This is a genomic window from Pseudomonas sp. Pse79, assembly GCF_024519615.1.
Taxonomy (GTDB): domain Bacteria; phylum Pseudomonadota; class Gammaproteobacteria; order Pseudomonadales; family Pseudomonadaceae; genus Aquipseudomonas; species Aquipseudomonas veronii.
Window position 1 is genome coordinate 153828 of sequence record NZ_JALJRR010000013.1, and the last position, 16564, is coordinate 170391.

13 protein-coding genes are annotated in these 16564 nt (G+C 61.5%); 3 read left to right on the plus strand and 10 right to left on the minus strand.

All coding sequences use genetic code 11. From position 1 onward, the window contains the following. Position 1 precedes the first annotated feature (1 nt). On the plus strand, positions 2-793 hold the full coding sequence (gene pcaD / locus NR164_RS17985) for a 3-oxoadipate enol-lactonase (protein WP_046384423.1): 792 nt from the start codon (positions 2-4) through the stop codon (positions 791-793). 10 nt (positions 794-803) lie between these two features. Then, positions 804-1196, plus strand: coding sequence for a 4-carboxymuconolactone decarboxylase (gene pcaC / locus NR164_RS17990; RefSeq protein ID WP_017844824.1), 393 nt, complete (start codon positions 804-806; stop codon positions 1194-1196). Positions 1197-1284: 88 nt separating this feature from the next. Here the strand turns inward: pcaC and NR164_RS17995 are convergent, their stop codons facing one another. The 7 genes from NR164_RS17995 to NR164_RS18025 all read right to left on the minus strand — a co-directional run bounded on the left by NR164_RS17995 (position 1285) and on the right by NR164_RS18025 (position 12743). Beyond that, on the minus strand, positions 1285-2751 hold the full coding sequence (locus NR164_RS17995) for a M91 family zinc metallopeptidase (RefSeq protein ID WP_256823050.1): 1467 nt from the start codon (positions 2749-2751) through the stop codon (positions 1285-1287). Positions 2752-2888: 137 nt separating this feature from the next. Continuing rightward, positions 2889-3788 (minus strand): polysaccharide deacetylase family protein, encoded by a 900-nt coding sequence (locus NR164_RS18000; RefSeq protein WP_256823051.1) that lies wholly within the window; start codon positions 3786-3788, stop codon positions 2889-2891. A 111-nt stretch (positions 3789-3899) separates the two neighbouring features. Further along, on the minus strand, positions 3900-5441 hold the full coding sequence (locus tag NR164_RS18005; RefSeq protein ID WP_256823052.1) for a M91 family zinc metallopeptidase: 1542 nt from the start codon (positions 5439-5441) through the stop codon (positions 3900-3902). A 91-nt stretch (positions 5442-5532) separates the two neighbouring features. Then, positions 5533-6783: an OprD family porin gene (locus NR164_RS18010; RefSeq protein ID WP_079443014.1), complete on the minus strand. Its 1251-nt coding sequence runs from the start codon at positions 6781-6783 to the stop codon at positions 5533-5535. 192 nt (positions 6784-6975) lie between these two features. Beyond that, positions 6976-8433, minus strand: coding sequence for an AdeC/AdeK/OprM family multidrug efflux complex outer membrane factor (gene adeC, locus NR164_RS18015; RefSeq protein ID WP_057004745.1), 1458 nt, complete (start codon positions 8431-8433; stop codon positions 6976-6978). Continuing rightward, complete coding sequence (locus NR164_RS18020; RefSeq protein WP_256823053.1) at positions 8430-11591, minus strand: efflux RND transporter permease subunit; 3162 nt, start codon at positions 11589-11591, stop codon at positions 8430-8432. The genes adeC and NR164_RS18020 overlap by 4 nt, the downstream gene beginning before the upstream one ends. Positions 11592-11594: 3 nt before the next feature. Further along, positions 11595-12743 carry an efflux RND transporter periplasmic adaptor subunit gene (locus NR164_RS18025; RefSeq protein ID WP_017844834.1) on the minus strand — a complete coding sequence of 383 codons (1149 nt, stop codon included), beginning with the start codon at positions 12741-12743 and terminating at the stop codon, positions 11595-11597. 286 nt (positions 12744-13029) lie between these two features. On the opposite strand from NR164_RS18025, the gene NR164_RS18030 reads away from it, so the two are divergent. Continuing rightward, positions 13030-13662: a TetR family transcriptional regulator gene (locus NR164_RS18030; RefSeq protein WP_046384415.1), complete on the plus strand. Its 633-nt coding sequence runs from the start codon at positions 13030-13032 to the stop codon at positions 13660-13662. 296 nt (positions 13663-13958) lie between these two features. Here NR164_RS18030 and NR164_RS18035 read toward each other — a convergent pair whose 3' ends face one another. From NR164_RS18035 to NR164_RS18045, 3 genes are read right to left on the minus strand one after another with little or no spacing between them, the layout of a single operon-like run. Next, on the minus strand, positions 13959-15014 hold the full coding sequence (locus NR164_RS18035) for an alkene reductase (RefSeq protein ID WP_017844836.1): 1056 nt from the start codon (positions 15012-15014) through the stop codon (positions 13959-13961). 27 nt (positions 15015-15041) lie between these two features. After that, on the minus strand, positions 15042-16208 hold the full coding sequence (locus NR164_RS18040; protein ID WP_256823054.1) for an MFS transporter: 1167 nt from the start codon (positions 16206-16208) through the stop codon (positions 15042-15044). Between the two features lie 13 nt (positions 16209-16221). Further along, positions 16222-16548, minus strand: coding sequence for a helix-turn-helix transcriptional regulator (locus tag NR164_RS18045; protein ID WP_017844838.1), 327 nt, complete (start codon positions 16546-16548; stop codon positions 16222-16224). Between the last annotated feature and the right edge of the window lie 16 nt (positions 16549-16564).

Below are 16564 nucleotides of genomic sequence, written 5' to 3' on the forward strand. Positions count from 1 at the left end.
TGTGGCTTTTGTACAACTCGCCGAGGGCGAACTGCATTACCAACTGGATGGCCCCATCGATGCACCGGTGCTGGTGCTGTCCAATTCGCTGGGCACCGACCTGAATATGTGGGACACCCAGGTCCCGGCCTTTGCCGAGCACTTTCGCGTGCTGCGCTTCGATACCCGTGGCCACGGCCAATCCCTGGTGACCGAAGGCCCCTACAGCATCGAACAACTCGGCCGCGACGTGATTGCGCTGCTGGACGCGCTGGACATCCCGCGCGCGCATTTCTGCGGGCTGTCCATGGGCGGGCTGATCGGCCAATGGCTGGGGATTCACGCGGGGGATCGTTTGCAGCGCCTGGTGGTGTGCAACACTGCGGCCAAGATCGGTACATCAGACGTGTGGAACCCGCGTATCGAGATGGTCCTGCGCGACGGTGCGGCCGCGATGGTGGCGCTGCGCGACGCGTCGATTGCGCGCTGGTTCACCGCCGATTTCGCGGCGGCCAACCCGCAGCAGGCCAAGCGCATTACCGACATGCTCGCGGCCACCTCGCCCCAGGGCTACGCCGCCAATTGCGCAGCGGTGCGCGATGCAGACTTTAGCGAGCAACTGTCGGCGATCCACGTGCCGACCCTGGTGATCGCCGGCACTGAAGACGCTGTCACACCGCCCGCCGGCAGCCACTTTATCCAGCGCCAGGTACAGGGGGCCGAGTACGCCGAGTTCTACGCCGCCCACCTGTCCAACGTGCAAGCCGGTGCCGCGTTCAGCGACCGGGTCATTCAATTTCTGCTGGCCCGCTGAGGAGTCTTTTGTGGACGAGAAACAACGTTACGCCGACGGCCTGCAAGTGCGCCGCGAAGTGCTGGGCGACGCGCATGTCGACCGCAGCCTGAATGCCTTGACCGAGTTCAACAGCGAATTCCAGGACATGATCACCCGCCACGCCTGGGGCGATATCTGGACCCGCCCCGGCCTGCCCAGGCACACCCGCAGTTTGATCACCATCGCCATGCTGATCGGCATGAACCGCGGCGAAGAACTCAAACTGCACCTGCGCGCCGCCGCCAGCAATGGCGTGACCCGTGCCGAGATCAAGGAAGTGCTGATGCAAAGCGCGATCTACTGCGGGATTCCGGCGGCGAATGCGACGTTTCATCTGGCCGAATCGGTGTGGGATGAGTTGGGGGTCGAGTCGCGCGCTTAGTGCGACTCGGCACTGCACTCCTGGCGAGAGGCAACAGGTTGTCGAGGAGCGGTCGCTGACCGTCACGGGGCTGAGCGGTCAGGTCGACTCACAGGGAGCCGTAGCTTTTTCTCAGGGGCAGGCCCATTTCTTCTCGTAACGCGTTTTCGGTCAGTGGGTAAGGATTTGACGTGGTTGGCGCGGTTGCGGGGTCGTTGTCAAAGTCGAAGGGCGGACTGGCAGTTTCCAGGCCGACGACCTGGCGTTCATCATTGGGCTCCTGGGTGCGTGTGCCGTCCGGGCGGATAATTTCCGTATTGCCGAGAAATGTGCTGCCTGTGGCTGCGTTATAAGCGTGACCCAGTTCGTGGTACAGGGTCGTGGTGGTCGGCAGAAACACACGCGACTCGTCCGAGGCTTCTCTGGGGATGACCGGGTTATAGGTCACAAACGATTCTGTCGTGCCCGCGCCACGGACCCCATCGCGGATGATCGTGGGGTCCTGCCATTCTTCCAGGGGAACGCCCTCCGGCGGCACGACGATGTGAGCATCAGTGATATCTTGCATTATCGTGACTTTGGCTCCGCTGCGCTCTGCGGCGGCGTCCAGTTCATTCAACATGTGCTGGCTGTTGGGAGAGCCTCGGTAAAACTCCAGGTCATCCTCAACCCGTTGCTTGAATGCCGGGGAACCTTCGATATCAATCGCCTTGCGCCCTGCATTTTCGGGCAATGGCACGGTCTCGATAAACTTGAATCCGAATGGTAATCCCAGGTGATCGCTGCGTTTACCGTACACAACGTCGTCGCTTGAGTTGGAATAGACGCTGTCTTGACCTCTACCCGTGTAGATATGGCTTCGGCCATAAGCGTTTATCTGATCATCGCCTTTGCCGCCGTGCATGATGTTGTGGCCGCTTCCGCCGTGCATCAGGTCGTCATCGTTTCCTCCGTCCATGTAGCTGGTTTTGCTGTCAGGACCGTAACCCGCGTACATGCGGTCGTTGCCGTTCCCGCCGTACATGGTGTGATTGCCTGTGCCGCCCATCATGGTGTCATCGCCGTCGTCACCGCCGGCGTAACTGCTTGCGCTGCCCAGTTGGATGATGTCATTACCCGCGCCGCCGTAAACTTGGCTTTTACCACCCCCGGTCTGTATATGATCGTTACCTTCACCTCCATGGATTAGGGTGTAAGCCATCACATCAGGATCAATGCGAACGGTGTCGTCACCCTTGTTCGCCCTGATGGCTATCGCTGTCGCATCGCTGTTAGCAGCGGGCAGTAAATAACTTTTGCCATTTATCACGGCATTGAGTTGGCCGCGTTCGCCTTTGCTGATGTGAATGTCGTCCGCGCCATCGGCAGTATCGATTTTTAGAATCGTCACATTTTTTTTCCCGCTTTCCCCCTGATACGACGTGGTTGTCAGTGTGATATCGACATTTTTGTCACTGACAATCTTGCTGGTCTGGGGGGGAGGGCTGTTTACGAGTGCAGTGGCGCCTGGAGCTGGCGATCCGCCGGGGAGGGCATTAGGTTCGGGCGCTTTAGGCGCAACGGAAGAGGTTTGCATCGTCAATACTCTTTCTTGTGAACGTCGGTGACTTACCGCCGATCAGTGGTGAAAAAGTTGGAGGGGTTCCCGCATGACGATAACTACTTCATTACAGCATGCATGAAAAAAGACAATGCACCGCCCGATAACGCACATCACTTGGAATCGGCGTCCCACACCCAATTCCACACCCCCGGCAGATGCACTTCTTCACTCGCTTGCTTCACGGTACGCGCCAATGCCGCCCGCTCCAGCGCCGCGTGATCGGTGTAGAACGGCTCGGCGGCGGTCTTCAGGCCGTCGATCCGGGCGCTGTCCATCAGGATCTGCAGGTACTCTTGCAGATGCCGTGCGGTGTAGCGGTTGATGTCGTGGAAGGTCACCACCACCGGTATCACGCCGTCGACTGTCGGCAATTCCCCCAAGGCGATGCGTTCGCGCACCACCGACAGCTGGCGGATCAGGTTCTCGCGGCGGCGCGGGCTGGCGTTGAAGCCCCAGATCTTGCCGTCGTTGGCGCTCAGGTCGGTCAACAACACCTTCATGCCGTGGCGCTGGTAGGCGGCGAAGGTGCGCCGGTCGTAGTTCCAGAAGGGCGGGCGCACCAGCGTCGGCGACACGCCGGTGATCGCGGCGATATCCGCAGCGCCCTGGCTGAGGGTGCGTTCAAGCTCGGCGTCGCTCAACCAGCGATGGTTGGTATGAAAGGCTGTGGCCGTGTGGAACGCCAGCACATGCCCGGCCGCGAACTCACGTTCCATGGTCTTGCGGCCCCGTGAACTGCCGCCGGAGCGCGAGGCTTCGGTCTGCAGAAAGAACACCGCCTTGATGCCCGGCGATACCGGGTTGTTTGCCAGGTCGGCCATCACCGAGCGGGTCGGGTTGTTGTACCCCGAGGCGCTGGGACCGTCATCGAACGTCAGCAGAAAACGGATCGGCGCCTGGGCCTGCAGGCGTTGTTCAGTCTGCGGCGTCAGCGCGATGGGCGCGCTGATGCAGCCGCTGAGGCTCAAGGCCAGGGCAAGCAAGGCGGATGCGATGGCGAAAGATTTCATGGGTGCGCAGGCTCGAATAAAACCCGCTGCTGGATGGGTCAGCAGCGGCAGGCGCGCACGATACCGCAAGATGCTCGACGTGGGGTTAAAGGCTGACAAACGCGATCTGGTTTAACCTACGTATTGCGCTCGCAGTGGCCTACCCATTTCCTCGTTCAAAGCGTTTTCAGTGAAGGGCTTGGGGTTGGTGGTGATGGCTGGCGTGGCAGGATCGTTGTCAAAATCAAAGGCGGCTGCGCTGCTCTCAAGGCCGACGGCCTGGCGTTCACTGTTAGGTACTTCGTGCGCCTGCCCCTCGAATACTTCCTGCGTGGAACCCGTGAAGGCGGTGCCGTTGGCGGCGTTATAGGCGTGAGCCATTTCGTGGTAGAGCCCGATGATGGGCGGGTGAGTCGTGCCCGCCGAGGGGTTCAGTTGGGACCGGTTGTATTCAATGCGCGCGCGGTCAGCCCGAGACCCGGGTACTCCGTCGACCATGAACCCCCACTTGGGATCGTCGCCGACTACCGGCGCACGTTCGTCCTGCAGCAGGGCCTGGAGTTCCTGGCTGCCGTAGATGTACCCGCTGCCGTTCTCCTGCCGATCTTCCACAATCGTTACCGGGGCGCCGTTGCGATCGGCAGCCGCGTCCATCTCTGCGAGCATCTGCTGGCCTTGGGGAGAGTGGCGTAACAGCGCCAAATCGTCTTCGACCCGTTGGATGAACGCGGCAGATCCCTTGATCGCAAACCCCTTGATTGGGCCGGGGTGGGCAGGCACGGCGGTCAATAGCGAGCCATTGAGGTGGTTGATCGAGTCGCCGGGCTGGGCGTAGATCCGGTCGCCCGGTCGATTGGCGATGACGGTGTCATAACCGTCGCCGGTGTAGAAGGTGCTTCGGTCGTGGCCGATCAAGCGATCGTGCCCGGTGCCGCCATGCAACACCGTGTGGCCGGAGCCGGCGTACAGCCGGTCATTGCCGTTGCCGCCATCCAGATAGCTGGCTTTTCGGCGCGATCCCGCGCCCGCATAGAGGCGGTCATTGCCGTTGTTGCCATAGAGCACGCTGTCGCCGCTGCCGCCCATGAGCAGGTCGTCACCGTCATTGCCCTCGGCGTAGCCAAGGCCGCTGCCAAGGCGCACGACGTCGTTACCGTTGCCGCCGAATACGCGGGTGTCGCCACCGCCGGCCTGGATTCGGTCATTGCCGTCCCCCGCTTCAATCACGATGGGCTGCATGATGTTGGCATCAATGTGTACGTGGTCATTGCCGCCGTGGGTCTTCAGGTACAGGGTCAGCGGTTTGCCATCGTTATCGTGGCTGGCAAAACGATACAACCGGCCATTGAGGCGAATGTTCAACTGATCGTCAGAAGCCTGGCTGATGTGGACCTGGTCCGCGTCGTTGCCGGTTTCCAGGAGCAGGCTGTTGTTCAGGCTGAAGGAATAGCCGCGCTCCCATATCGACTGTCCGCTGGCTTTTAGATTGCCGTCATTCAGGAACGGGTGCAGATAGGTCTGGATCGATGTGCCTGGGAGGAACTGCAAATGGGCAGGTTTGGCCAGCCCGTAGTGACCAGTGTCGAACGTTGCTACTGGGCGCACTGCAGGTAAGGGCGGGACGCCATCGAGGAGGCGTGGGAGAAGGCGGGTACTACCGTTGAAAACATCCATGTGTGGTCCTTGTTTAAGCACCAGGTATCAGCCCTGGCGCTTAACAGTGACCACCCGCAGCAAATCGTTCCCGCCAAGGTGTAATACGGCTTTACAGCAGACTGATCGGGTAGCTGACGATCAAGCGGTTTTCATCGAACTCATTGTTGCTGAAGTCGCGGCGGATGCTGGAATTGCGCCAGCGCAACGTAAGGTTTTTCAGGGCGCCGCTCTGCAGCGTGTAGCCCAATTCGCTTTCGCGGCCCCACTCCTTGCCGTCGGTGATGGTGCCGGTATGCACGTTGCTGCCGCTGATATAGCGGTTCATCAAGGTCAGGCCCGGTACGCCGAGGGCGGCAAAGTTATAGTCGTGCCGCACTTGCCAGGATTTCTCCTGGGCGTTGTCGTAGCTGGAGTTGTAACTGTCGTTGGCCAGGGTGCCGCCGCTGGTGCCGTTGACGCGCATCCAGGCGCTGTTGCCGGTGAGTTTTTGCAGGCCGACGTAGAAGGTGTTGCCGCCGTACTTGGCCGAGAACAGGCCGGACCAGGTTTTGTTGTCCAGCTCGCCTGCGCGGGCGCTGCCGTCGTCCTTGCCGTAGAAGAACCCGAGGTTGGCGCCCAGGGTCCAGTCACCGAAGGGCTGGCTGTGGATCAGGTTGACGAACTGCTGGCTGTAGATGTCCTTGAGCTGGGCGTTCCACACGCCGATCTGCGTACGTTTGTCGTTGAAGGCGTATTCGCCGCCTTGGAAGTTGAAGCGGTCCGAGGTGAACGCGGTTTTGCCGACCATCGACATGTCCGACATGCTGCTGTCGTCGCGCGGGCTGTTGGCGCGGAACTGGCCGCCGTAGAGGGTCAGGCCGTCGATTTCCTTCGAGGTGATCTGCCCGCCGCGCAGGGTTTGCGGCAGGGAACGGCCGTCGTCGGCGCGCAGGATCGGCAGCGTCGGCATCCATTCGCCGACCTTCAGTTCGGTCTTCGAAATCCGCGCCTTGAACGCCACACCCAGGCGCCCGAAATCGTCGGCGGGGCGGCCGTCGTGGTCCAGCGGCAATAACTGTGAACCGCCAGTGCCGCGCCCGCCATCAAGCTTGAGCGAGTACAGCCCCAGTACATCCACGCCAAACCCCACGGTGCCCTGAGTGAAGCCGGACTTGGCGTCGAGGATGAAACTTTGCGTCCACTCCTGCGCGCCGCCCTGGGCTTTGGTCGGGTTGGTGAAGTTACGGTTGATGAAGAAATTGCGCAGGTTGAGGTTGGCGCTGGCGTCCTCCATAAAGCCGTGTTCTTCGGCGACGACGGGAAACGCGAGGCTGGCGACTGCGGTGGCCAGCAATAGCTGGCGAGGGTGAAAAGTGCTCATGGCATTGGGCCTGTTGTTATTGGGGTTATGCAGGTGGCGGCCATGGTGCGGGGCAGTGCGGGGGTGGTTCAATCGGGGGAGGGCGGGTTTTGGGCGATGATCGAACGCAACTTGTCCGCGCGCGGTGGGTACCGCTCAGGTATAAAAAAACCGCTTCCGGTGAGGGAAGCGGTTTGGTTTACAGCGCGACTATCAGAACAACTTCATCTTTGGCGCTTCTTCTTTCAGCGGCTGGTTACTCGCCGCCTGTTCATTCCAGCCACCGCCGAGGGCCTTGTACAGGTTGACCTCGCTGGTCAACTGCGCGAGGCGGTCGGTGATCAGCGATTGCTGGGCACTGAACAGCTGGCGCTGGGCGTCGAGGAACGTCAGGTTGCTGTCGACGCCGATGCGGTAGCGACGCTCGGCCAGGCGGTAGTAATCCTGGTTGGCGGCGACGAAACCACGCTGGGCCTCCAACTGCTCCTTGTAGGTCTCACGCGCGGCGAGGCCGTCGGAGACTTCCTGGAAGCCGGTCTGGATGGCCTTCTCGTAGTTTGCCACGTTGATCTCTTTCTGGATCTTCGAGTAGTCCAGGCTGGCGCGCAGGCTGCCGGCGTTGAAGATCGGGATGTTGATCTGCGGGGCGAACGACCAGGTGCCCGAGCCGCCTTTGAACAGACCGCCCAGGTCCGGGCTCATGGTCCCGGCGTTGGCTGTCAGGCTGATGCTCGGGAAGAACGCCGCACGGGCGGCGCCGATGTTGGCGTTGGCTGCCTTGAGGTTGTACTCGGCCTGCAGGATGTCGGGGCGACGCTGCAACAGGTCCGATGGCAACCCGGTCGGCACTTCGCTGAGCAGGTTATCCGACAGCGGCTTGCTGACGAGATTCGCCGGCAGGCCGGTGCCGAGTAGCAGGGTCAGGCTGTTTTCGTCCTGGGCCACCTGGCGGGTATAGCGTGCCAGGGCCACCCGGGCGTTTTCCACCGAGGTGCGCGCTTGGCTCAGGTCGAGGGCCGAGGACACGCCGACTTCGTTGCTGCGCGAGGTCAGCTTGTAGCTTTGCTCGTATGCGCCCAGGGTTTCCTGGGTCAGCTTGAGCAATTCCTTGTCGGCCTGCCAGGTCAGGTAGGCGGTGGCCACACTGGCCACCAGGCTGATCTGGGTGCTGCGCCGCGCTTCTTCGGTTGCGAAGTATTTCTGCAGCGCTTCCTCGCTCAGGCTGCGGACACGGCCGAACAGGTCCAGCTCATAGGAGCTGATGCCCAGGGTGGCCGAGTACGAACTGCTGATGCCTGCTTTACCGGTTTGCGACGAGCGTGCCGGTACGCGCTGGCGGCTGCCGCTGCCAGTGGCCGATACGGCCGGGAACAGGTCGGCGCGCTGGATGTTGTACTGCGCCGCGTAGGCATCGATGTTCAAGGCCGCGACGCGCAGGTCGCGGTTGTTCACCAGTGCGGTCTGGATCAGCTGTTGCAGGGCAGGGTCATGGAAAAACTGCTTCCAGCCCTGTTCGGCGGCGGCCTGGTTCGGAGCCTGGGCCGACGAATACGCCGGGCCCTGCGGGAACTGCGCGGCCACCGGCGCCTCGGGGCGCTGATAGTCAGGTATCAGCGAGCAGCCACTGAGCACGAATGCCGTGACGGCTAAGGAAAGTAGCGACTTGCTCATTGGCCAGCCTCTTTAGGAGTTTGCTTGGGTTCAGTCTTTTTGCGTTCGCCCATGGCGGACACGGTTGCGAAGAACAGGGGCACCCAGAATATCGCCAGGACCGTGGCGGTGATCATACCGCCGATAACGCCGGTACCGATCGCATGCTGGCTGCCTGAGCCGGCGCCCGAGGAGATCGCCAGCGGCAATACGCCGAGGATGAACGCCATGGAGGTCATGATGATCGGTCGCAGACGCATGCGCGACGCTTCGATCGCCGACTCGACAATGCCTTTGCCTTGTTCGTGAAGCTCTTTGGCGAATTCCACGATCAGGATGGCGTTCTTCGCCGCCAGGCCCACCGTCACCAGCAAGCCCACCTGGAAGAACACGTCGTTGGACAAGCCACGCAGGCTGGTGGCGATCAACGCACCCACCACACCCAGCGGCACGACGAGTACCACCGCGATCGGGATCGACCAGCTTTCGTACAGCGCCGCGAGGCAGAGGAACACCACCAGCAGCGACAGGGCGTACAGCGCAGGTGCCTGGGAGCCGGACAGGCGTTCTTCATACGACAGGCCCGTCCAGGCGTAGCCGACACCCGCCGGCAGTTGCTTGGCGATACGTTCGACTTCGGCCATGGCTTCACCGGTACTGTAGCCCGGTGCCGGGGTACCGAGGATTTCCATCGCCGCCACACCGTTGTAGCGCGAGAGTTTCGGCGAACCGAAGATCCACTTGCCCGAAGCGATGGCCGACAGCGGCACCATCTTCCCGGAGCTGCTGCGCACGAACCATTTGTTCAGGTCTTCAGGGGACATCCGGCTGGCGGCCTCACCCTGCACGTACACCTTCTTCACTCGACCACGGTCGATGAAGTCGTTGACGTAGCTGCCACCCAAGGCAATCGCCAGGGTCTGGTTGATGCTCGACAGCGTAATGCCCTGGGCGCTGGCCTTCTCGTCGTCGACGGTGAGCTCGTACTGCGGCTCATCGTTCACGCCGTTGGGGCGCACACCGGCGAGGATCTTGCTCTGGGCGGCCATGCCCAGGAACTGGTTGCGCGCAGCCATCAACTTGTCATGGCCGACGCCGCCCTGGTCCTGCAGGAACACGTCGAAACCGGTCGCGTTACCCAACTCCAGTACAGACGGTGGCACGATGGCAAACACCATGGCGTCCTGGAACGTCTGCATGAAGTAACCTTGGGCGCGCTTGGCGATCTCGAACACCGAGGTGGACGCGTCACGCTCATCCCACGGTTTGAGCATCACGAATGCCAGGCCCGAGCTTTGACCACGCCCCGCGAAGTTGAAGCCGTTCACGGTAAAGACCGATTTCACGCCCTTGCCTTCGCCGGGTTCGCCTTCCTTGTCGTTGAGCAGGAAGATACGCATGTCGTCGATGACTTTCTGCGTGCGCTCGGCCGTTGAGCCGACCGGCGTCTGCACCTGGGCAAAGATCACGCCCTGGTCTTCGTCGGGCAGGAACGCTGCCGGGATCCGCATGAACAACCAGATCATGCCGGCAAAGATCAGCACGTAAACGAGGAACGCCGGAATCTTGTGCCTGATCATGTTCCCCACGCCGCGCTCGTAGCTCAGTACGCTACGGTCGAAGGTGCGGTTGAACCAGCCGAAGAAACCACGCTTGGGTTGGCCGTGCGTCTCGGGGTCGATCGGCTTGAGCATGGTGGCGCACAAGGCCGGGGTGAAGATCAGCGCAACCAGTACCGACAACGCCATGGCCGAAACGATGGTGATGGAGAACTGTTTGTAGATCACACCGGTGGAGCCGCCGAAGAATGCCATCGGCAACAGTACCGCCGACAGCACCAGGGCAATACCCACCAGGGCGCCCTGGATCTGGCCCATGGACTTGACCGTCGCCTCTTTCGGCGACAGGTGCTCCTCGGCCATCACCCGCTCGACGTTCTCCACCACGACGATGGCGTCGTCCACCAGCAAGCCGATGGCCAGGATCATGCCGAACATGGTCAGGGTGTTGATGGTGAAGCCGAACGCGGCCAGGATCCCGAAGGTACCCAGCAATACCACCGGTACAGTCATGGTGGTGATGATGGTGGCGCGGAAGTTCTGCAGGAACAGGAACATCACCAGGAACACCAGCACGATCGCCTCGACCAGGGTGTGTACCACACCGGAAATCGATTCGGTCACCACTGGAGTGGTGTCATACGGCACCACCGCCTTCATGCCTGGCGGGAAGAACGGTTCCAGGGACGCGACCGTGGCACGGATGGCCTTGGCGGTGTCCAGGGCGTTGGCGCCGGAGGCCAGCTTGATCGCCATACCGGACGCCGGGTTGCCGTTGAACTGCGCGCTGATGCTGTAGGTCTGGCCGCCCAGCTCGATACGCGCGATGTCCTTCAAGCGAACCTGTGAACCGTCGGTGTTGACCTTCATCAGGATATTGCCGAACTGCTCAGTGGTCTGCAGGCGGGTCTTACCGATGATGGTCGCGTTCAATTGGGTGCCGGGCAGGGCAGGCAGGCCGCCCAATTGGCCGGTGGCCACTTGTACGTTCTGTGCCGAGATCGCGGTGCTGACGTCTACCGGGGTCAACTGATAGTTGTTCAGCTTGGCCGGATCGAGCCAGATACGCATGGCGTACTGCGAACCGAATACCTGGAAGTCACCTACACCCGCAGTACGGGAAATCGGGTCCTGGATGTTGGACACGATGTAGTTGGACAGGTCGTCCTTGGTCATGCTGCCGTCTTCCGACACCAGACCGATCACCATCAGGAAGTTCTTCACCGACTTGGTCACGCGGATACCCTGCTGCTGCACTTCTTGCGGCAGCAGCGGGGTCGCCAGGTTCAGTTTGTTCTGCACCTGGACCTGGGCGATGTCCGGGTTGGTACCCTGGTTGAACGTCACGGTGATGGTCATGCTGCCGTCGGAGTTACTGTCCGATGACACATAACGCAGGTTGTCGATACCGTTGAGCTGTTGTTCGATCACCTGCACCACGGTGTCCTGCACGGTTTGTGCGGATGCACCTGGGTAGGTCACCTGGATATCAATGGCGGTCGGCGCAATCGCCGGGTACTGGTTGATGGGCAACTTCAGGATCGACAGAGCCCCGACCAGCATGATCACCAGGGCAATCACCCAGGCGAAAATGGGACGGTCGATAAAAAATTTCGACATGGATTACTCCCCTTTGCCAGCAGCAGCGGCAGCAGGAGCGGCGGTACCGGCAGGCTGGGCGTTGTCGGCGTCCTTGACCTTGACCTGGACGCCCGGCTTGACGTACTGCAAGCCTTCGGTGATCACACGGTCACCGGCGTTCAAGCCTTTTTCCACCAGCCAGTAAGCGCCGGCGGTGCGGTTGGCGACCAGCACGCGCTGCTCAACTTTGTTGTCCGCGTTGACCACCAACGCCGTCGGGATACCCTTGAGGTCTCGGGTCACGCCTTGCTGCGGTGCCAGGATCGCCTTGCTGTTCACACCGGCTTGCAACTGGGCGTGTACGAACATGCCAGGCAGCAGGGTGTGGTCAGGGTTGGGGAACACGGCGCGCAGGGTGACCGAACCGGTGGTCTGGTCAACCGACACTTCGGAGAACTCCAGTTTGCCGTCCAGGCCATAGCTGCTGCCGTCTTCCAGGGTCAGCTTGACCTTGGCGGCATTGGCGCCGGCTTTCTCCAGTTGGCCGCTTTCCAGGTCGCGGCGCAGTTTCAGCATTTCAGCCGAAGACTGCGTGACGTCGACGTAGATCGGGTCCAGTTGTTGGATCACGGCCATGGCATCGGTCTGGCCATTGCTGACCAGCGCGCCTTCGGTGACCGAGGAACGCCCGATACGCCCGGAGATCGGCGCGAACACCTTGGTGTAGCGCACGTTGATCTGGGCGGTTTGAACGTTTGCTTCGGAAGTCATGCGGTTGGCGACGGCGGTGTCGTATTCCTGGCGGCTGACGGCCTGCTCGTCGACCAACTGCTTGTAGCGGTCGGCGATCGACTTGGTCTGGGACAGGCTGGCCTGTGCGCTTTTCAGGGTGGCGTCATAGACCGACGGATCGATCTGATAAAGCTGCTGGCCTTCTTTCACATCCCCGCCTTCCTTGAACAGGCGCTTGAGGATGATGCCATTGACCTGCGGACGGACTTCCGCGATGCGGTAGGCGGTGGTGCGGCCTGGCAGCTCGGACGTCAGGGTAAAGGCTTGCGGTTGAAGGGTGACCACGCCGACCAGAGGAGTTTGCGCGGGCGGAGCCGCCTCTTCCTTTTTGCATCCGCTGAGCAGCGATGCCAGGGCGACGGCAGTGACCAGAGCGGTAACAGCTGGCTTAAGTTGCATGAAGATCCTCGGGTCAGGCGCGCAGACTGCGCACAAGAAGGGTGGAAGGGTAAAAAACAAGCTGTGAGTAGATAAGTAGCTTGCTACGCAATATACTTACGTTCATGGTTGTTTGTAAACTCTTGACAGGCTTCGCGCGGTATTGACACAGCACCGCCCCGAGCCTCGATTTTAGTCCGTTCGGCGCCCATGAAGGTGTCGTCCCACAATTATTCAGATGCTCGTTAGCGCCTATTAAAGCAGCGTTACCGATAGTCCCACATGTTTTGATTGAGGTTTTATTGCCATGGTCCGTCGCACCAAAGAGGAAGCTCAGGAAACGCGCAGCCAGATTCTCGACGCTGCTGAGCAGGCCTTTTATGAGCGGGGTGTAGCGCGGACCACACTGGCGGACATCGCCGCGCTGGCCGGGGTAACGCGAGGCGCCATCTATTGGCACTTCAGCAATAAGTCCGACCTGTTGCAGGCATTGCTCGAGACCCTGCACGAACCCCTGGACGAGCTGGCCAGGGCCAGTGAAAGCGAGGATGAAGTCGACCCGCTGGGGTGTATGCGCAAGCTGCTGATTCATCTGTTCCATCAAGTGGTCCTGGACCCGAAAACCCGGCGCATCAACGAAATCCTGATTCATAAGTGCGAGTTCACCGATGAGATGTGCGACATGCGCCGTCAACGCCAGACCCACAGCCTGGAGTGCAACCTGCGTATCAGCCTGACCTTGCGTAACGCGGTCCATCGCGGGCAACTCCCGGAAAACCTCGACACCACGCGCGCAGCGGTGTGCATTCATGCCTACATCAATGGCTTGTTGGGCCAATGGCTGCTGGTGCCGGACAGTTTTGAGCTGCACCAGGAGGCTGAGCGTTGGGTCGATGCAGGGCTGGACATGCTGCGCTTGAGCCCTAGCCTGCGCAATTAAGTCAAAATATGTAATTGCATCCAATTGTTTCAACAGTAAAGCCTAAGGGCGGGCAATCGTCCTGCTGACTTATTGGTGGGATGACTTTATATACGGGCTGGCGGGTGGTTGAAAGATAGCCGCCTAAGTATTTTGTAGCGTTTTTGTTGCAAGGCTGTGAAGGAATGTTTCTCCGGACCGCTGAGATCAAATGTGGGAGGGAGCAAGCCCTCTCCCACATTTGATCCGGGGTGTTTTCCCGATCGGCGAAAAAAAGCCCCGGTTCTTGCGAGCCGGGGCTTTTTCGTTTCAACGCATCATAGCGCCAGGGTCGGGTAGTCGATGTAACCGACCGGGCCCTTGGCATAGAAGGTTTCCGGGTGCGCCTGGTTCAGCGGCGCATCGGCTTTCAGGCGTGCCGGCAGGTCCGGGTTGGCAATGAACGGTACGCCAAAGGCCACCGCATCCGCCTTGCCCGAGGCCAGCCAGGCGTTGGCGCTGTCCTTGGTAAAGCGTTCGTTGGCGATGTACACGCCGCCGAAGGCTTCTTTCAATTGCGGGCCGAGGCTGTCAGCGCCTTCTTTTTCACGCGAGCAGATAAAGGCGATGCCGCGTTTGCCCAGTTCGCGGGCGACGTAGGTGAAGGTTTCGGCCAGGTTGTCGTCACCCATGTCGTGGGAGTCGGCGCGCGGTGCCAGGTGGACGCCCACGCGGCCGGCGCCCCAGACTTCGATGGCGGCGTCGGTCACTTCCAGCAGCAGGCGCGCGCGGTTTTCCAGGGAGCCGCCGTAGTTGTCGGTGCGATGGTTGGTGCTGCTTTGCAGGAACTGGTCGAGCAGGTAGCCGTTGGCGCCGTGGATTTCCACGCCGTCGAAACCGGCGGCCTTGGCGTTCTCGGCACCGGTGCGGTAGGCGTCGACGATGTCGGCGATTTCAGCGGTTTCCAGGGCGCGAGGCGTTGGGTAGTCGGCCAGCGGGCGGACCAGGCTGACGTGGCCTTTAGGCTGGATCGCACTCGGCGCCACCGGGGTTTCACCGTTCAGGTAAGAAGGGTGGGAGATCCGGCCGACGTGCCACAGTTGCAGGAAGATCTTGCCGCCCGCGGCATGTACGGCCTTGGTCACATTGGCCCAGCCACGTACCTGATCGTTGGACCAGATGCCCGGGGTGTCCGGGTAGCCCACGCCCATCGGCGTCACGGACGTGGCTTCGCTGAGGATCAGCCCGGCGGAGGCGCGTTGTACGTAGTACTCGGCCATCAGCGCATTGGGCACGCGACCGGCGTCGGCACGGCAGCGGGTCAGCGGCGCCATGATGATGCGGTTCGACAGTTCCAGGTCGCCCAGTGTGATCGGATCGAAAATAGTCGTCATGGGATAACACCCTTCTCTTTAAGTTGATCAGTTGGTCGCAGGGGCCAGGTCGGCATCGCCGCCCTGACGGAAAGTGATCAGGGTCACCAGCAGCGCGAGGATCGCCAGGGCCGCGGCGGCCAGGGGCACGCTGGTCAGGCCGAAACCGTGGGCAATCACGCTGCCGCCGACCCAGGCGCCGAGGGCATTGCCGATGTTGAAGGCGCCGATGTTCAAGGTGGACACCAGGTTCGGCGCGGCCTTGCCGAAGGTCACCACGTTGATCTGCAGCGCGGGCACGGCGGCAAACGAGGCGGTGGCCCAGAGGAACAAGGTGATTTCGGTCGGGATCACCGCGATGCTGGTCCAGGTCAGCGCGGTGGAGACCACCGCCATGCTGATGAACACGCCGATCAGGGTGGCGGCCAGGCGTTTGTCCGCCAGCTTGCCGCCGATGATGTTGCCCACGGTGAGGCCCAGGCCGATCAGCAGCAGGGTCCAGGTCACGCCCTTGGGCGATACGCCGGTGACGTCGCCGAGCAGCGGCGCGACATACGTGAAGAGGGTGAACATGGACGCGGCGAACAGCGCAGTCATGGTCAGCGACAACCAGATGCCGGCGCCCTTGAGGGCGGCCAGTTCGGCGCGCATGTCGAGTTTTTCTTCATCGCGCTTGGCCGGCAGGAAGCGGATCAGGCCGATCAACGCGATCACGCCGATCACGGTCACCGCCCAGAAGGTTGAGCGCCAGCCGGCTTCCTGGCCCAGCGCCGTACCCAAAGGCACGCCCAGTACGTTGGCCAGGGTCAGGCCGGTGAACATCAAGGCCACGGCGGACGCACGCTTGTTGGCCGGCACCAGGTTGGCGGCGACCACCGAACCGATCCCGAAGAACGCACCGTGGCACAACGCAGTGACCACGCGGGCAAACATCAGCACGTTGTAGTCGCTGGCCAGGGCGCAGAGCAGGTTGCCGATAATGAAAATGCCCATCAACGCGACCAGCGCGGCCTTGCGTGGCAGCCTGGCGGTGGCCAGCGCCATGAACGGCGCGCCGATGGCCACGCCGAGGGCGTAGCCGGTCACCAGCCAGCCGGCGCCGGGAATCGACACGCCCAAGTCCGCCGCCACATCGGGCAGCAAGCCCATGATGACGAACTCGGTGGTGCCGATGGCGAAGGCGCTCAGGGCGAGGATGAGGAGCGAGAGGGGCATGTGCGTGTCCTTGTTACAGTGGTGCGCGGATTTCAGAACTGAGCTCAGTGATGAGCGCAGTGAGGAAGGCTTGGATCGTTTCCTCGTTGCGTTTGAAAAAGTGCCACTGCCCGGCCTTCTGGCTGCTGATCAATCCCGCCCGTTGCAAGGTCGCCAGGTGCGCCGACACGGTCGACTGGGACAAGCCGCAGCGCTGGTCGATCTGCCCGGCGCAGATGCCGTATTCGTGGTTGTGCAGTTGCTCGGGGAATTGCACTTTCGGGTCTTTCAGCCAAGTGAGGATGTCTCGCCGTACTGGGTGCGCCAGGGCTTTTATTATTTCGTCGAGGTCGATGGACATGGCGGTTGCTCGGTGT